Raw genomic sequence first — 17,052 nt, 5'->3', positions numbered from 1 at the left:
TCCAGGGGTTGTCGGCCTCAGCCGATGTAGGACATGACGTGCTTGATGCGGGTGTAGTCGTCGAAGCCGTACTGGGACAGGTCCTTGCCGTACCCGCTGTGCTTGAACCCGCCGTGGGGCATCTCGGCGACGATCGGGATGTGCGTGTTGATCCACACGCAGCCGGAGTCCAGGTCGCGGGCGAAGCGCATCGCCCGGGAGTGGTCGGTCGTCCACACCGAGCTCGCGAGCCCGTACTCGACGCCGTTCGCCCACGTCAGGGCCTGCTGTTCCGTCGAGAACCGCTGCACGGTCTGCACCGGACCGAAGATCTCCTGCTGCACGGCACGGTCGTCCTGGCGCAGACCGGAGACGATCGTGGCCTCGTGGAAGTACCCGCGGTCGCCCTGTCGTGCGCCGCCGAGCTCGACCGTGGCGTGGTCGGGGAGCGTGTCGAGGAACGACCGGACCTGGGCGAGCTGGTTCGCGTTGTTCACCGGACCGAAGTAACCGTCTGACCCGGTTCGCGCGTTGTGCCGTGCTTCTTCTGCGAGCGCCGCCACGAACTCGTCGTGGATGCCGTCCTGCACGAGCAACCGGGTGGCCGCGGTGCAGTCCTGTCCGGCGTTGAAGAACCCGGCGGCGACGATGCCGGCGACGGCGGCGGGGATGTCCGCGTCGTCGAACACGATCACGGGGGCCTTGCCGCCGAGCTCGAGGTGGGTGCGCTTGAGGTCACCGGCGGCGGCGCGGGCGACTTCCGTGCCGGCGCGGACGGACCCGGTGATGGACACGAGCTGCGGGGTGGGGTGGTCGACCATCGCGGCACCGGTGGTGCGGTCCCCCACGACGACGTTCAGGACCCCCGGCGGCAGGAACTCCGCGGCGACCTCGGCGAGCAGCAGCGTCGACAGGGGTGTCGTGTCGCTCGGCTTGAGCACGGTGGTGTTCCCCGCGGCGAGCGCCGGGGCGAACTTCCACACGGCCATGTTGAGCGGGTAGTTCCACGGGGTGACCTGGGCCACGACACCGATGGGCTCGCGCCGGACGAACGAGGTGTGGTCGGTCATGTACTCGCCGGCGCTGCGACCCTCGAGGTTGCGGGCGGCTCCGGCGAAGAAGCGGATCTGGTCGACGGACAGCAGGATCTCGTCCTCGACCAGGGTGGCGCGGGGCTTCCCGGTGTCGAGCGACTCGAGGTCGGCGAACTCCGACGCCCGCTGCTCCATCGCGTCGGCGATCCGGAACAGGGCGAGCTGTCGTTCGCCGGGGGTGGTGCGGCGCCAGGTCTCGAACGCGGTCGCCGCCGCACCGAAGGCGGCGTCGACGTCGGCAGGGGTGGACACCGGGGACGTGCCGTAGACGTGCTCGTCGGTCGGGTCGACCAGGTCGAACGTGGTGTCGGCGGTCGACTCGACCCAGGTACCCCCGACGAAGTTCCGCAGGACCCGGGTGTCGGTGTCCGCCGTCGCCGTGCTCTGTGCGTCCAGCATGGCGGTGATACTGACACGGATTCCAGCGGCGCGGAAGAAGGATCCGGAGGTTGTGGAGAACCGTAACAACGGAAATCGTCGCGAAACACGGTGTTCACAACGGAATCCCTTGCGCACCCCGAACCTCGCTGCCATGCTGTCCGGCATGGCGGCAGCACCACGACGTCCGGGACCGATCGACGACACCTCGAAGCGGATCATCGAACAACTCCAGGCGGACGGGCGCCGCCCGTACGGCGAGATCGGCAAGGCCGTCGGTCTCAGTGAAGCGGCGGTCCGACAGCGCGTGCAGAAGCTGACCGAGACCGGCGTCATGCAGATCGTCGCGGTCACCGACCCGATGCAACTGGGCTTCCACCGCCAGGCGATGATCGGCATCCGGGTCAGCGGCGACACCCGAACCGTCGCCGATGCCCTGGAACAGCTGCCGGCGGTCGACTACCTCGTGATGACCGCCGGCAGCTTCGACCTGCTGGTCGAGGTCGTGTGCGAGGACGACGACGACCTGATCGAACTGCTCAACGGCACCATCCGGGCCATCCCGGGCGTCGCCGGCACCGAGACCTTCGTCTACCTGCAACTCCGCAAACAGCTCTACGACTGGGGAACGCGATGACCATCTCCGAACAGGCCACAGGCCGGACCACGACGGGCCCGGCCGCTCGCCTCCACTCCTACGACCCGTTCGCACCGGTCGACGACGCCGACCTGCAGCGGAAGTCCCGGGACCACCTGTGGATGCACTTCGCCCGGCACGGTGCGAACCAGGCCGGCGCCGACGTGCCGATCATGGTGCGCGGCGAGGGCCACCACGTCTACGACAGCCACGGCAAGGAGTACATCGACGGGCTGTCCGGCCTGTTCGTCGTCGCCGCCGGGCACGGGCGGAAGCGCCTGGCCGAGATGGCGGCGAAGCAGGCGGAGACGCTGAGCTTCTTCCCGATCTGGTCGTACGCGCACCCCGCGGCGATCGAGCTCGCCGACCGGCTGGCCGAGCACGCCCCCGGGGACCTCAACAAGGTCTTCTACTCCACCGGCGGCGGCGAGGCGGTGGAGACCGCCTTCAAGCTCGCGAAGTACTACTGGAAGCTCCAGGGCAAGCCGATGAAGCACAAGGTGATCTCCCGCGCGGTCGCCTACCACGGCACCCCGCAGGGCGCCCTGGCGATCACCGGCATCCCGGCGATGAAGGAGATGTTCGAGCCCCTGACCCCCGGCGGCTTCCGGGTCCCGAACACGAACTCGTACCGCGCCGAGGAGATGGGCTTCCCCGGGGGCACCGAGGAGCAGTTCGGCTTCTGGGCGGCGGAGCGGATCCGCGAGATGATCGAGTTCGAGGGCCCCGACACCGTCGCCGCGGTGTTCCTCGAGCCGGTGCAGAACTCCGGCGGCTGCTTCACCCCGCCGCCCGGGTACTTCCAGCGGGTGCGCGAGATCTGCGACGAGTACGACGTACTGCTCGTCTCGGACGAGGTCATCTGCGCCTTCGGCCGGATCGGCACGATGTTCGCCTGCGACACCTACGGCTTCGTGCCGGACATGATCACGTGCGCCAAGGCGATGACCTCCGGGTACTCCCCGATCGGCGCGACGATCATCAGCGACCGGCTCTTCGAGCCGTTCGCCAAGGGCGACACGACCTTCTACCACGGGTACACGTTCGGCGGCCACCCGGTGTCGGCCGCCGTCGCGATGGAGAACCTCGACATCTTCGAGGAAGAGGGACTGCTCGCCAACGTGCAGCAGAACGCCCCGCTCTTCCGCGCCGAACTCGACACCCTGCTCGACCTGCCGATCGTCGGGGACGTCCGCGGTGACGGCTACTTCTACGGCATCGAGCTCGTCAAGGACAAGGCCACCAAGACGACCTTCGACGACGACGAGTCCGAGCGGCTCCTGCGCGGGTTCCTGTCGAAGGCGCTGTTCGACGCGGGGCTGTACTGCCGGGCCGACGACCGCGGTGACCCCGTCGTGCAGCTCGCACCGCCGCTGACGATCGGGCAGCCGGAGTTCCGCGAGATGACGTCGATCCTGCGCAGTGTCCTGTCCGAGGCCTGGACGAAGATCTGACCGTGAGCGGCTACCGGGGCGTCTCGTTCTGGCTCGACCAGCTCGCGTCCACCGGACGCGACGACCTGACGCCCCGGCCGCCGCTCGACGGCGACACGACGGCCGACGTCGCGATCGTGGGCGGTGGACTGACGGGTCTCTGGACCGCCTGGTACCTGCACCAGGCCGACCCGGGCCTCCAGATCGTCGTCCTGGAACGCGAGATCGCCGGCTTCGGCGCGTCCGGTCGGAACGGCGGCTGGTGCTCGGCGCTGTTCCCGCGCTCCGCGGAGTCCGTCGCGCGCGAGCACGGCCGCGACGCGGCACTCGCGCTGCGCGCAGCGATGCGCGACACCGTCGACGAGGTCGGCCGCGCAGCGGCCGAAGCCGGGGTCGACTGCGACTACGTGAAGGGCGGGACCGTCCTGTACGCACGCTCTGCCGTACAGGAACGCGCCGCCCACGACGAGGTCGCGTCCTCCGCGACGTGGGGCGACGACATGACGTGGCGACCCGCTCGACCGGGTGACGCCGCCGGATCGGCGGGGGTCGCATGGACCCCGGACTGCGCGCGTGTGCAGCCCGCCGCGTTGGTGCGTGGCCTCGCGGCCGCCCTGGAGGCCCGTGGCGTCCGCATCGCGGAGCACACGCCCGTCTCGTCCTGGGATCGCGGGCGTGTGGTCACGTCGCGCGGCACCGTCACGGCGGGCGCCGTGGTGATCGCGGTCGAGGGGTACGGCGCCCAGCTGGAGCAGACGAAGCGGCGGATCCTGCCGCTGTACTCGCTGATGATCGCGACGGCCCCGCTGCCGGCGTCCGCGTGGGAGCGCATCGGGCTCGAGCACGGGCAGACGTTCTCCGACTACCGACACCTGCTCGTGTACGGGCAGCGGACGGCCGACGACCGGCTGGCGTTCGGCGGCCGCGGAGCCCGCTACCACTGGGGGTCCGCGATCACGCCCGGTTACGACCGGGTGCCGCGGGTGTTCGAGCACCTGCGGAAGGCCCTGGTGGACCTGTTCCCCGTCGTCGCGGACGCCCCGGTCACCCACACCTGGGGCGGGCCGCTCGGGGTGCCGCGCGACTGGTGCGCCTCGGTGACCTGGGACGGCCACGTCGGCAGCGCCGGCGGGTACGTCGGTGACGGGCTGTCGACGACGAACCTGGCCGGGCGGACCCTCGCCGACCTCGTGCGCGGGGAGTCGACGGCACTGACCGCGCTGCCGTGGGTGAACCACCGATCGCCCGACTGGGAGCCCGAGCCGCTGCGGTTCCTCGGCGCGAACGCGGGACTCGTCGCGACCGACCTGGCCGATCGCGAAGAGGCGCTGACCGGGCGGTCGAGTCTGGCCGCTCGGCTCATGGCACCGCTGACCGGAGGGCACTGATGGCTGCCGGTCTCGCCGCCGACGTCGTGGTCGTCGGAGCGGGGGTCGCCGGGCTCGCCGCCGCCCGGGCGCTCGCACTCGGCGGGCAGCGCGTCATCGTGCTCGAGGCCCGCGACCGGATCGGCGGGCGCACCTGGACCGATTCGTCGCTCGGGGTTCCGGTCGACCTCGGTGCCTCGTGGATCCACGGGATCGACGGCAACCCGCTCTGGGCCCTGGCGTCGGCGTTCGGCATCGACACCGTGGAGTTCACGGTCGGCAGCTTCCAGTTCGACGGTCGGCCGATCGCGTGGCACGACCCGTCCGGCGCCGCGCTCTCCGCCGAGGACACGTCGGCGTTCGTGGCGGACCTGCACACCGTCGACGCGGCCCTCGACGCCGTCGTCGCGCACGCTCCCCCGCCCTCGACCTACGCGGCCGCCGTCGACACCGTGCTGCGGTCGCTGCGGTGGCAGGGCGACCGAGCCGCACGGGTCCGCGAGTACACGGCCCACCGTTCGGAGGACCTCTGCGGCGCACCCGTCACCGTCCTCGACGCCCACGGCCTCGACGAGGAGCACGTCCCCGGTGACGAGGTGGTGTTCCCCGGCGGCTACGCCCAGTACGCCCGCGCGCTGGCCGAGGGTCTCGACGTCCGGCTTTCGTCGGTCGTGCGGTCGGTTGCCCGAACGGGCGACGCCGTCACCGTGGGGCTCGCCGACGGCACCACCGTCGTCGCGCCGCAGGTCGTCGTCACCGTGCCGCTCGGGGTGCTGCAGGCCGGCGACGTGGTCTTCGACCCGCCCCTGTCCGCGCCCGTGACCGGAGCGCTCGGCCGGCTCGGGATGGGCACCTACGACAAGGTGTTCCTGCGGTTCCCCACACGGTTCTGGGGCGACTCGTGGGTGATCCGGCAGCAGGGGTCCGCCGGCGTCGACTGGCACTCCTGGTACGACATGTCCCGGGTGACCGGTGCGCCGGTGCTCGCCGCCCTGGTCGGTGGTGCGGGAGCCCGTCGGCTCGAGACCCTGCCGGACGCCATGGTCGTCGACGAGGGGGTGGCGGCGCTGCGGAAGATGTTCGGCCCGTCCGTCCCCCGACCCGAGGCGTTCCGGATCACCCGGTGGGCCGAGGACCCGTTCTCGCGGGGCTCGTACTCGTACTTGCACGTCGGGGCGTCACCCGACGACCACGACCTGCTCGGCACCCCGTCCGGCCGGGTGCAGCTCGCCGGCGAGGCCACGTGGAGCGACGACCCGGCGACGGTGCACGGGGCGCTGCTGTCCGGGCTGCGGGCGGCCGGGCGGTTGCTCGGCACCCAGGTCGAGCCGCTCTCGCTCGCCGACCCGCTGTCCACGCCCTGAGCGCACCCCCGCGGGTGTCGGCCCGTGCGACACTCGCTCCGTGACCCCGACGAGGACCCGACCGAGACACGAACACCGGGCACCGGTCGCCGTCGCGGTCCTGGTGAACCTGGCGCTGAGCCTGTTCCTGCCGGACGAGGTGCTGTTCTTCCCGTCGTGGGTGGTGCCCGTCCTGGGCGTCCTGCTGCTCGCTCCGCTCATCGTCTTCAACCCGCGGCGTCTGACGCGCGAGACCACCTGGTCACGCTGGCTGTCGTTCGCGCTCGCGGCCCTGCTCACCGTCGCCAGCCAGCTCACCGTCATCCGGACCATCACCGAGCTGCTCGGCGGGCACGCGGACGGTGCGGCCGTGCTGCTCACCGCGCTGCAGGTCTGGGTGAGCACGATCATCGTGTTCGGGCTCGTCTACTGGGAGCTCGACCGCGGGGGTCCGGTGGCACGGCGTCGCCCCGAGCTGTGGGCGAGTGCCGAGGCAGACTTCCAGTTCCCGCAGGAGACCGACCCGAAGACCGCGGACTGGCGGCCGGTCTACCTCGACTACCTCTACGTGGCGATGACGAACATGATGGCGTTCAGCCCGACGGACACGATGCCGATGACCGTCCGAGCGAAGATGATCATGGCCTACCAGGCGCTCAGCGGGTTCATCCTGCTGGCACTGGTCATCTCCCGCGCGGTCAACATCATCAGCTGACCCTCCCGACACGACCCGACGGGCACCCCGCGCGAGATGCGCGGGGTGCCCTGGGGCTCAGCCCTTGCGCCACAGCTCGAGCAGGAACCGGGCCACGGTCACGAGCAAGCTCGCGATCCCCAACCACGGCACTCGACGGCCGCGACGCGGTTCGGTGTCGTTCGACATCGGACCACCTTCGTGTCAGCCCCGGCGGACACGAGAAGCGCAGGCCGAGGGATGCAACTCGCTCGACGAGCGCGTTACACTGGCTCCGAGTTTCAGGCTCGGGACCCAGTTCGTCCCTCGTTCTCCACTCGGAGGACAAATCGAAGCCCACCACTGTTGCTGCAGTGGTGGGCTTCTTCTCTGCCCGGGCCCGCGTCCCGGCGACGACACGGAACCCGAGACCAGCATACTGATATTCGAGGGTCGAAACCGAGGTCTTGCGATAGTTGATCCTGTGATCAACAATGGCGCATGGACGTCGTCACCGCACCCTCGCTCCCGTCGCCGCTGCACGCCGACACCGGCGCACCCCGCCGGTCCCTCCGCGTCGCCCTCGTGCAGGTGCGGTGGCTCCCCGACCCGCACGAGCACCGAGCCCAGCTCGCCGACGGCATCGCGACCGCCGCAGCGCACGGAGCCACCGCGGTGTTCCTGCCCGAACTCACGCTGCGCCGCTACCCGGGCGACTCCCCGGCGAGCGGGACCCCGAAGGACCTCGCCGAGTCGCTGCAGGACGGTCCGACCGTCGCCTTCGCCCGTGCCCAGGCGATCGAGCACGGGGTGTTCGTGCACGCCTCCCTGTACGAGCGGCCGGACGACGACGACCAGCCCGACGACCCGCGCGGGTACAACACGGCGATCCTCGTCGCGCCCGACGGCACCCTGGTCGGCCGGACCCGGAAGACCCACATCCCGATCAGCGCCGGCTACCACGAGGACACGTACTTCCGCCCGGGGACGGACGACGACGCCTTCCCGGTGTACGAGCCCGCCGGACTCGGCGTGCGCCTCGGGCTGCCGACGTGCTGGGACGAGTGGTTCCCCGAGGTCGCCCGTTCCTACGGCCTCGCCGGGTCCGAGGTGCTCGTGTACCCGACGGCGATCGGCTCCGAACCGACCTTCCCCGACTTCGACACCGCGCCGATCTGGCAGCGGGTGATCGTGGCGAACGGCATCACCGCCGGGCAGTTCATGGTCGTGCCGAACCGGTGGGGTGACGAGGGCGACATCACGTTCTACGGCTCGTCCTTCATCTCGGACCCGTTCGGCCGGGTGCTCGTCGAGGCGCCCCGTGACGCGAGCGTGGTGCTCGTCGCCGACCTCGACCTCGATGCCCGGACGGAGTGGCTCCGGCTGTTCCCCTTCTACCTGACCCGGCGACCCGACCTGTACGCAGGGCTCGTCGACCCCGTCGACGAGCAACGCCACGCGTACGGCGCACGCGACGCGATCGACGCGGCCCTGGCCGTGGAACCGGCCACCGCCGGGCGCGAGGCGCGCGCATGACGTGGGTGATGCCTCCCGAGACGGCTCCGCAGGAACGCACCTGGATGGCGTTCCCGCGCCCCGGCCTGACGCTCGGCGACGACCCGGCGAGTGCCGAGGCCGCGCGCACGGCGTGGGCGACCACGGCCAACACGATCAGCGAGCACCAGCCGGTGACCGTCGTCGTGGACCCGGTCGCACGCGCGGATGCCGGTCGCCTGCTGTCGTCCGGCGTGGACGTGCTCGAGGCGCCCCTCGACGACTTCTGGATGCGCGACATCGGTCCGACGTTCGTCGTCGACGACGACACCGGGCGACTCGGCGCAGTCGACTGGGTCTTCAACGGCTGGGGGGCGAACCCGTGGTCGACCTGGACGCGTGACGCCGAGGTCGCCGCGACGGTTGCCCGTGCTGCGGGAGCCACACGGATCCCGTCGTTGCTCGTCAACGAGGGCGGGGCGATCCACGTCGACGGCGCCGGCACCGTGCTCGTGACGGAGACGGTGCAGCTCGACCCGCGCCGGAACCCGTACGCCGACCGGGAGCGCGTCGAGCTGGAGCTGGCGCGCACGATCGGCGCCACACGGGTGATCTGGCTGCCCCGCGGTCTGACGCGCGACTACGACGGCTTCGGCACCCGGGGCCACGTCGACATGGTGGCGACCTTCGCCGACCCGGGCACGGTCCTGCTGCACGCCCAGCCGGATGCGGGCCACCCGGACCACCTGGTCGTGCCCCAGATCCGGCGAGCGCTCGAGCAGGCGACCGACGCGACGATCATCGAGTTGCCCGCCCCCTCGACGCTGTCGGACGACGGTGGACCGGTGGACTGGAACTACGTGAACCACGTCGTGGTGAACGGTGCCGTGATCGCCTGTGCGTTCGGCGACCCGGTCGCTGATGACCGCGCCAGGGGCATCCTCGCCGAGGCGTACCCGGGCCGACGGGTCCGCTCGATCGACGCGCGACAGGTGTTCGCACGGGGTGGTGGGCTGCACTGCATCACGCAGCAGCAACCGGTGGCCTGAACCAGAGCCGCGGTGTACAGCGGGTGCCGATCACCTGTACACCGCGGCCGGTCCACCCACTGCCGGCCCGTCGGTATGGTGCTCCGAACTGATCCGGGCACCGCTGCCCGGCCCCGAAGAGCAGGGAAGTCACATGGCATCACCGATCGCGGTCACCGCGCCGGCAGCACCGGTGCGCGGCGGGTCGCTGAAGCGGAGCCTCGGGCTCTGGGCGATCGTCGGACTCGGCCTCGGCTACATGACCCCGACGGTCGTGTTCGACACCTTCGGCATCGTGTCCGGGCAGACCGACGGCGCGGTGCCGAGCGCGTACCTCATCGCCCTGGTCATCATGGCGCTCACCGCGATCAGCTACGGGAAGATGGTGCGCGTCTACCCCGCCGCCGGTTCGGCGTACACGTACGTCCGGGAGTCGATGCACCCGAACCTCGGCTTCATGGTCGGCTGGGCGTCGCTGCTCGACTACCTGCTGCTGCCGATGGTGAACGCCCTGATCATCCGGCTCTACCTGGAGCAGGTGTTCCCGGGCCTGCCGCCGTGGGTGACCGTCGTCGTCTACACGGTGTTCGTGACGACGGTCATCTGCCTGTCGATGCGCGGGACGTCGAACCTCAACATGGTGCTGCTCATCGGTGCGGTCCTGGCGATGATCGCGTTCGTGGTCTTCACCGTCATCGAACTCACCCACGGTGCCGGTGCGGGCACGATCGTCAGCGCCGAGCCCTTCGTGCACGACGGCGTGACGATGTCGGCCCTGCTCACCGGTGCGACGGTGGTGTGCTTCTCGTTCATCGGCTTCGACGCCGTGACGATGTACACGGAAGAGGCGAAGTCGATCCGCATCATGCCGAAGGCGATCATGCTGACCGTCCTGCTCGGCGGGGCGATCTTCCTGGTCTCCGCCTACTTCGCCCAGCTCCGCTTCCCCACCAACGCACCGTTCGGCGAGTTCACCGACGACCCGCTCCCCCAGATCGGCCTGCTCGTCGGCGGTCCGGTGTTCCAGGCGGTCCTCGTGTCGGCCGGGTTCGTCGCCGCACTCGCCTCGGGGCTCGCGTCGCACGCCAGCGTCGCCCGCATGCTCATGGTGATGGGCCGGAACAACGTGCTGCCGAAGCGGGTCTTCGGCTACGTGCACCCCCGCACGCACACCCCGGTGTTCAACGTCGTCTTCGTCGGCGCGGTCACCCTGCTGGCGATGAGCTTCTCGCTCGACACGGTCGCCGCGTACATCAACTTCGGTGCCCTCGTCGCGTTCACGTTCGTCAACGCCACGGTCATCGTGCACTTCGCCGTGCGGCAGGGCCGTCGTCACACGGCGGGCGACCGCTGGAAGTACATCGTGCTGCCGGGCCTCGCGATGGTCCTGACCGGGGTGCTCTGGTCGCAGCTCCATGCCGACGCCCTGATCGCAGGAGGAGTGTGGGCCGCGATCGGGTTCGTCTACCTGCTCGTCATCACGAAGGGCTTCCGGGTCGCACCGAAGGGCTTCGACGAGAACCAGCCCGTCACCGGTGTGAACAAGCAGCTGACCGACCAGGCCTGACCGGCCACCACGAGAGCGACCAGGCCTGACCGGCCACCACGAGAGGACGCCATGTACGCCGTCACCGACCCCACCACGGGCACGACCCTCGAGACCTACCCGACCATCACGGACGCCGAGCTGCACGACGCCGTCGCGGTCGCCGACCGCGCGCACACCGAGTGGTCACGGACGACGACGGTCGCCGACCGTGCAGCCCTGCTCCACCGGGTCGCGGACCTGTACCGGGAGCGGCACGCCGAACTCGCCGCCACGATCGTGCGCGAGATGGCGAAGCCGATCGACCAGGCCGAGGGCGAGGTCGACTTCTGCGCCGACATCTACGACTACTACGCGGACCACGCGGAGGCGTTCCTGGCCGACCAGCCGATCACCCTGGCGGACGGGTCCGAGGGGTCCGCGTTCATCCGCAAGGCCTCCATCGGCGTCGTGCTCGGCATCATGCCGTGGAACTTCCCCGCGTACCAGATCGCACGGTTCGCCGGCCCGAACCTGGTCATCGGCAACACCGTCCTGCTCAAGCACGCACCGCAGTGCCCGGAGTCCGCCCTGGCCATCGAGCGGATCTTCCACGACGCCGGCTTCCCCGCCGGGGCCTACACGAACGTGTTCGCGACGAACGACCAGGTCGCCGACGTCATCGCCGACCCGCGCGTGCAGGGCGTCTCCTTGACCGGGTCCGCCCGCGCCGGTGCCGCCGTCGCCGAGATCGCGGGCCGGAACCTCACGAAGGTCGTGCTCGAGCTCGGTGGATCGGACCCCTTCATCGTGCTGTCCACCGACGACCTGGACGCCGTGGTCGAGTCTGCCGTCACCACCCGCCTCGAGGGCAACGGGCAGGTCTGCAACGCCCCGAAACGCTTCCTGGTGGTCGACAGCCTGTACGACGAGTTCCTGGCGAAGTTCACCGCGGCGATGTCGGCGGTCTCGCCGACCGATCCGTCCGTGCCGGGTGCCGAACTCGGCCCCCTGTCGTCACCGACCGCCGCGGACCGGCTGCAGGAGCAGCTCGCATCCGCCGTCGCGCAGGGTGCGACCGTCGTCACCGGCGGCGATCGCCAGGGCAACGCCTTCGTGCCGACGATCCTGACGGACGTCTCGCCGGACAACGACGCCTACCGCGAGGAGTTCTTCGGCCCCGTCGCCGCCGTGTACCGGGTCGCCGACGAGGACGCCGCCGTCGCACTCGCCAACGACACCCCGTACGGGCTCGGCTCGTACCTGTTCACCACCGACGCCGACCAGGCACTCCGGGTCGCCGACCGGCTCGAGGCCGGCATGGTCTACGTGAACGTCGTCGGCGCGGACAGCCCGGAGCTGCCGTTCGGTGGCGTCAAGGGCAGCGGCTTCGGCCGCGAGCTCGGCCCCCTGGGGGCCGACGAGTTCGTGAACAAGAAGCTGATCCGCATCGGCTGACGGACGCCCTGGACCCGGGTGACGACGGACGGGAGGCACGGTGCCAGCTGGCACCGCGCCTCCCGTCCGTCGGTCGCCGCTACTGCTGCGGGTCGGCGGGCTCGCCGCCGGAGTCCGTGTCGCTGTCCTGCTGCGGGTCCTCCGTCGCGTCGCCCGTGGGCGACCCGTCCGGCAGGTCCTCGGTGTACTGCTCCTGGTCCTTCGTGGGGTCGCTGGACCCGTTCGCTGCGTCACTCATGGCCCGGACGGTACGCGCGAGCGCCTGGGTACGTCAGCGCCTGGACACGGCACCCAGCCGTGACCCGATGAGACGGTTACCGCGCGGGAGCGGTCTGCGGAACGACCGCGAGGATCTCCTCCGCGACCTCGCGCCCGATGCGCACGGCACCGTCGACGTGCTGGTAGCCCTGCCCGGCAAGGTCGCTCGAGGCGAACCGGATCGGACCGACCGCGGCACGCTGGTCGGCGCCGTAGCGGACGAGCCCGCCCAGGTCGAAGCTCGCGGCGTAGGCGCCGCGCGTCCACTCCTCGGTGCCCCAGTCGCTCTCGTAGTAGACGACCGGCGACAGGGCCTCGTCGCCGTAGTAGTGCGCCAGCGAGGCGAGCACCCGGGCGCGCCGCTCCTCGGTCGACAGCGCGAACAGGTCGTCGGCGTGCTGGTCGGAGACGAACCCGACCAGGGTCCCCTGCTCGGAACCGTGCGAGGTGTTGTCGTACGCCTCGTGCACGACCTCGTACGGGCTGAACGCGGTGCCGGACAGACCCGCCGCACGCCAGAAGGGCCGGTCGTAGACGGCGTGCACCTTGATGACGAAGCCCATCGACAGGTGCTGGTGCAGCTGGTGCTGGCGTCGGGGCAGCGGCGGCTCGTACGAGATCCGCGAGTACAGGGGCGGCGGGACCGCGACGAGTGCCTGTCGGGCGTGCACCTCGATCCCGCCGTCGGCGAGTGCGACGACCCCCTCGTCGCTCCAACGCAGTGTCCGGACCGGGGCGTTCAGCTGGACGTCGTCACCGAGACGCTCGGCGAGCCGCTCGGACACCTGCTGCATGCCGCCGACGACCCGCTTGTCCAGGATGAAGTCCGCGTCGACCAGGTTGGTGAAGCTCCCGGCGGACGCCGCCATCAGCAGGGCCTGCAGTGCCGAGAACGCGTGCGCGGGCTTCGTGAGCATCGCGCCGGCGATGAACAGTTCGACGTTGTCGGTGGCGACACGGTCCGGGCTGAGCGTGTGCAGCCAGGCACGGAACGAGACCTCGTCGAGGGCGGCCGCGTCCGGGGTCTCCCAGGGGCGCGCCGGGTCGACCTTCGCGACGTACTCGTCGACGACGGCGACGAGCCGTTCGATCTCGTTCGCCGTGGCCTCGGGCAGCGGGAAGATGTCGCCGGTGTACTCGGTCCGGGTGCCGTCCGCGTCGATGTAGACACTCGAGCCCTCGCGGTACCGGTCGTACGTCTGCAGGCCGAGCTCGTCGAGGGTCTCGAGCAGTGCGGTCTGGTCGGGCGAGACCCACTGCCCGCCGATCTCCAGGCTCACCCCGTCGATGTCGTTCGTCCAGGTGCGGCCCCCCACCCGGTCGCGGGCCTCGAGCACCGCGACCCGCAGGCCGGCGGCCCGCAGGCGGTTCGCGGCGGTGAGACCGGCGACACCGGCTCCGATGACGACGACGTCCTTCTCGATCATCGAGCTGCTCCTTGTGCGGTCGTGGTGCTGTCGGTGTGCCGGAACGGGTCCGGGGTCAGCGTGTACATGGTCTCGAGGTACTCGGCGATGCCCTCGCCGCCGCCCTCGCGACCGAGGCCGGACTGCTTCACGCCGCCGAACGGTGCCGAGGCGTTCGACACGACCCCGGTGTTCAGCCCCAGCATGCCGGTCTCGAGCCGCTCCATCAGGCGCTGCCCGCGTGCCGGGTCGTCGGTGAACGCGTAGCCGACCAGACCGTACTCGGTGTCGTTCGCGGCGGCCACGGCCTCGTCCTCGGAGTGGAACGTGCGGATCGCGAGCACCGGCCCGAAGATCTCGTCGTCGAGGATCGCGCTGCCGGGCTGCACGTCGGTCAGGACCGTCGGCGCGTAGAAGGTGCCGGGCCCGTCGACCGGGTGTCCGCCGGTCCGGACCGTCGCTCCGCGCTCGACCGCGTCGGTGACCAGGCGGTGGGCCTTGTCCACGGCGCGGGCGTCGATGAGCGGCCCGATGGTGACGCCGTCCTCGGTCCCCCGGCCGACCCGCATCGCGGCGACCCGCTCGGTGACCCGGCGGGTGAACTCGTCGGCGACGTCCTCGTGCACCAGGAACCGGTTCGCGGCGGTGCAGGCCTGGCCGGTGTTCCGGAACTTCGCGGCGAGGGCGCCCTCCACCGCCAGGTCGAGGTCGGCGTCGGCGAACACCAGGAACGGGGCGTTGCCCCCGAGTTCCATGCTCGTCCGGAGCACGTTCTGTGCCGCCTGACCGAGCAGCGTGCGTCCGACCGGCGTGGACCCCGTGAAGGACAGCTTGCGCAGGCGGCGATCGGCGATCACGGGCGCGGAGACGGCGGCGGCCCGGGTGGTCGGGACGACGTTGACGACGCCCGCGGGCACACCGGCCTCGACGAGCAGGTCGGCGAACAGCAGGGTGGTCAGCGGCGTCAGCTCGGCCGGCTTCACGACGACGGTGCAGCCGGCGGCGAGCGCCGGTGCGATCTTGCGGGTCGCCATCGCCAACGGGAAGTTCCACGGCGTGATCAGGAACGCGGGTCCGACGGGCTTGTGCGAGACGGTGGCGCGGCCGGTCCCTTCCGGGTTGGTGCCGTACGAACCGCCGATCCGGACCGCTTCCTCCGAGAACCAGCGGAGGAACTCGCCGCCGTACGCGACCTCGCCGCGGGCCTCGGCCAGGGGCTTGCCCATCTCCAGCGTCATCAGGAGCGCGAAGTCCCCGCGTCGCTCCTGCAGCAGGTCGAAGGCGCGGCGCAGCACCTCGGCGCGCTGCCGCGGCGGCGTCGCCGCCCACCCGTGCCCTGCGGCGACGGCGGCGTCGAGCGCCTTCCGGCCGTCCTCGGGTGAGGCGTCGGCGAGGTGCAGGAGTGTTCCGCCGGTCGCAGGGTCGACCACGGCGAAGGTCGCGTCTTCGGCCGCCGGCCGCCAGACACCGTCGACCAGGAGGCCCGTGGGGACGCGGTCGAGCACCGCCTGTTCGGCGGCTGGTCCGGTCGCGTCGGGGACGGTGGGCCACGCGGTCGCGGGGATCGTCGCGCTCACGACGCGGCCAGCCCGTCGAGGACGACGGTCAGGCCGTCGCGGAGCAGGTCGTCGTCGATCGACAGCGGCGGCAGGAAGCGCACGACGTTGCCGTACGTGCCGGCCGTGAGCGCGATGACCCCGTGCTCGAACGCGTACCGCACCACCCGTCCGGTGAGGCCTGGGTCGGGATCACCGGTGGCGGGGTCGACGAGTTCCATCGCGACCATGGCACCGCGGCCGCGGACGTCGCCGATGCGGGGGTCGTCGGCCTGGGCGCTGCGCAGGGCGTCGAGCAGGACCGTGCCGATGGCCCCGGCGCGTTCGACGAGTCCGTCGTGCTCGAAGGCGTCGATGGCCGCGAGTGCTGCGGCGCAGGCGATCGGGTTGCCGCCGTACGTCCCGCCGAGGCCGCCGACGTGGGCCGAGTCCATGATCGCCGCACGCCCGGTCACACCGGACAACGGGAGTCCGCCCGCCATCCCCTTCGCGGTCGTGACGACGTCGGGCACGATCCCCTCGTGCTCGCTGGCGAACATCGCGCCGGTGCGGGCGAACCCGGTCTGCACCTCGTCCGCGATGAACACGACGCCGTTGGCGGTCGTCCACTCGGACAGTGCGGTGAGGAACCCCGGTGCCGGGACGACGAAGCCGCCCTCACCCTGGATCGGTTCGATCAGGACCGCGGCGGTGTTCTCGGCGCCGACCTGCTTCTCGATCTGGCTGATCGCACGCTTCGCCGCCTCTGTGCCCGACAGCCCGTCGTGGAACGGGTACGACATCGGGACGCGGTAGACCTCGGGTGCGAACGGCCCGAAGCCGTTCTTGTAGGGCTGGTTCTTCGCGGTCAGCGCCATCGTCAGGTTCGTGCGGCCGTGGTAGGCGTGGTCGAAGACGACGACGGCCTGCCGACCGGTGTGCTTCCGGGCGATCTTGACGGCGTTCTCGACGGCCTCGGCACCCGAGTTGAACAGGGCAGTCCGCTTCTCGTGGTCGCCGGGGGTCAGACGGTTGAGCGCCTCGGCGACGGCGACGTACCCGTCGTAGGCGGCGATGGTGAAGCACGTGTGCGTGAAGGCGGCGACCTGTTCAGTGACGGCGGCGACCACGCCGGGGTGGGCGTTGCCCACCGAGGTCACGGCGATCCCGGACCCGAGGTCGACGAAGGAGTTGCCGTCGGCGTCGACCACCACGCCGCCACCGGCCGCGACGACCGCGATGGGCACGGCGACGCCGACCCCGGCCGCGACGGCGCCGGCCTTCCGGGCGAGCAGCTCCTGCGATCGCGGACCCGGCACGGCGGTGACGAGCCGCCGTTCCTGGGGCAGCGACGGGCCGCCGGTGGTCGCTCGGGTCGCGGACGCTGCGGTGGAGGACATGCCGCGATGGTAGGAGTCACCGCCGTGTCCTCCCACTGTCCACG

At 71.1% G+C, this 17,052-nt stretch carries 14 protein-coding genes; 9 read left to right on the top strand and 5 right to left on the bottom strand.

The genetic code is table 11. From position 1 onward, the window contains the following. Window positions 1-17 precede the first annotated feature (17 nt). Window positions 18-1,472, bottom strand: coding sequence for a gamma-aminobutyraldehyde dehydrogenase (locus H7A73_RS00270; RefSeq protein WP_182064163.1), 1,455 nt, complete (start codon window positions 1,470-1,472; stop codon window positions 18-20). Window positions 1,473-1,605: 133 nt separating this feature from the next. On the opposite strand from H7A73_RS00270, the gene H7A73_RS00265 reads away from it, so the two are divergent. From H7A73_RS00265 to H7A73_RS00225, 9 genes are all read left to right on the top strand, one after another. After that, a complete protein-coding gene (locus H7A73_RS00265) occupies window positions 1,606-2,088 on the top strand; it encodes an Lrp/AsnC family transcriptional regulator (protein WP_411468970.1) in 483 nt (160 codons plus the stop codon). After that, the gene (locus H7A73_RS00260; protein WP_182064162.1) at window positions 2,085-3,542 is read left to right on the top strand and encodes an aspartate aminotransferase family protein; all 1,458 of its coding nucleotides are present in this window, start codon (window positions 2,085-2,087) and stop codon (window positions 3,540-3,542) included. The genes H7A73_RS00265 and H7A73_RS00260 overlap by 4 nt, the downstream gene beginning before the upstream one ends. Window positions 3,543-3,544: 2 nt before the next feature. Further along, window positions 3,545-4,909, top strand: coding sequence for an NAD(P)/FAD-dependent oxidoreductase (locus tag H7A73_RS00255; RefSeq protein ID WP_182064161.1), 1,365 nt, complete (start codon window positions 3,545-3,547; stop codon window positions 4,907-4,909). After that, on the top strand, window positions 4,909-6,252 hold the full coding sequence (locus H7A73_RS00250; RefSeq protein ID WP_182064160.1) for a flavin monoamine oxidase family protein: 1,344 nt from the start codon (window positions 4,909-4,911) through the stop codon (window positions 6,250-6,252). Before H7A73_RS00255 ends, H7A73_RS00250 begins: the two co-directional genes overlap by 1 nt. Before the next feature lie 40 nt (window positions 6,253-6,292). Next, window positions 6,293-6,946 carry a DUF1345 domain-containing protein gene (locus tag H7A73_RS00245; RefSeq protein WP_182064159.1) on the top strand — a complete coding sequence of 218 codons (654 nt, stop codon included), beginning with the start codon at window positions 6,293-6,295 and terminating at the stop codon, window positions 6,944-6,946. Between the two features lie 459 nt (window positions 6,947-7,405). Continuing rightward, on the top strand, window positions 7,406-8,440 hold the full coding sequence (locus H7A73_RS00240) for a nitrilase-related carbon-nitrogen hydrolase (RefSeq protein ID WP_182064158.1): 1,035 nt from the start codon (window positions 7,406-7,408) through the stop codon (window positions 8,438-8,440). After that, a complete protein-coding gene (locus H7A73_RS00235; RefSeq protein WP_182064157.1) occupies window positions 8,437-9,447 on the top strand; it encodes an agmatine/peptidylarginine deiminase in 1,011 nt (336 codons plus the stop codon). Before H7A73_RS00240 ends, H7A73_RS00235 begins: the two co-directional genes overlap by 4 nt. A gap of 133 nt (window positions 9,448-9,580) precedes the next feature. Then, window positions 9,581-10,993: an APC family permease gene (locus H7A73_RS00230; RefSeq protein WP_182064156.1), complete on the top strand. Its 1,413-nt coding sequence runs from the start codon at window positions 9,581-9,583 to the stop codon at window positions 10,991-10,993. Between the two features lie 51 nt (window positions 10,994-11,044). Further along, window positions 11,045-12,409, top strand: coding sequence for an NAD-dependent succinate-semialdehyde dehydrogenase (locus H7A73_RS00225; RefSeq protein ID WP_182064155.1), 1,365 nt, complete (start codon window positions 11,045-11,047; stop codon window positions 12,407-12,409). Window positions 12,410-12,488: 79 nt separating this feature from the next. Here H7A73_RS00225 and H7A73_RS00220 read toward each other — a convergent pair whose 3' ends face one another. The 4 genes from H7A73_RS00220 to gabT form a co-directional block, all read right to left on the bottom strand. Next, complete coding sequence (locus tag H7A73_RS00220) at window positions 12,489-12,647, bottom strand: hypothetical protein (RefSeq protein WP_155896911.1); 159 nt, start codon at window positions 12,645-12,647, stop codon at window positions 12,489-12,491. Between the two features lie 76 nt (window positions 12,648-12,723). Beyond that, window positions 12,724-14,094 (bottom strand): flavin monoamine oxidase family protein, encoded by a 1,371-nt coding sequence (locus tag H7A73_RS00215; protein ID WP_182064154.1) that lies wholly within the window; start codon window positions 14,092-14,094, stop codon window positions 12,724-12,726. Beyond that, window positions 14,091-15,578: an NAD-dependent succinate-semialdehyde dehydrogenase gene (locus tag H7A73_RS00210; protein WP_182064332.1), complete on the bottom strand. Its 1,488-nt coding sequence runs from the start codon at window positions 15,576-15,578 to the stop codon at window positions 14,091-14,093. Before H7A73_RS00210 ends, H7A73_RS00215 begins: the two co-directional genes overlap by 4 nt. A gap of 68 nt (window positions 15,579-15,646) precedes the next feature. Next, on the bottom strand, window positions 15,647-17,008 hold the full coding sequence (gene gabT, locus H7A73_RS00205) for a 4-aminobutyrate--2-oxoglutarate transaminase (RefSeq protein ID WP_182064153.1): 1,362 nt from the start codon (window positions 17,006-17,008) through the stop codon (window positions 15,647-15,649). Window positions 17,009-17,052 lie beyond the last annotated feature (44 nt).

The organism is Curtobacterium sp. ME12, from assembly GCF_903970855.1.
Taxonomy (GTDB): domain Bacteria; phylum Actinomycetota; class Actinomycetes; order Actinomycetales; family Microbacteriaceae; genus Curtobacterium; species Curtobacterium poinsettiae_A.
The sequence above is the reverse complement of the archived record's forward strand: the minus strand, read 5'-3'. Positions and strand labels throughout refer to the sequence as shown.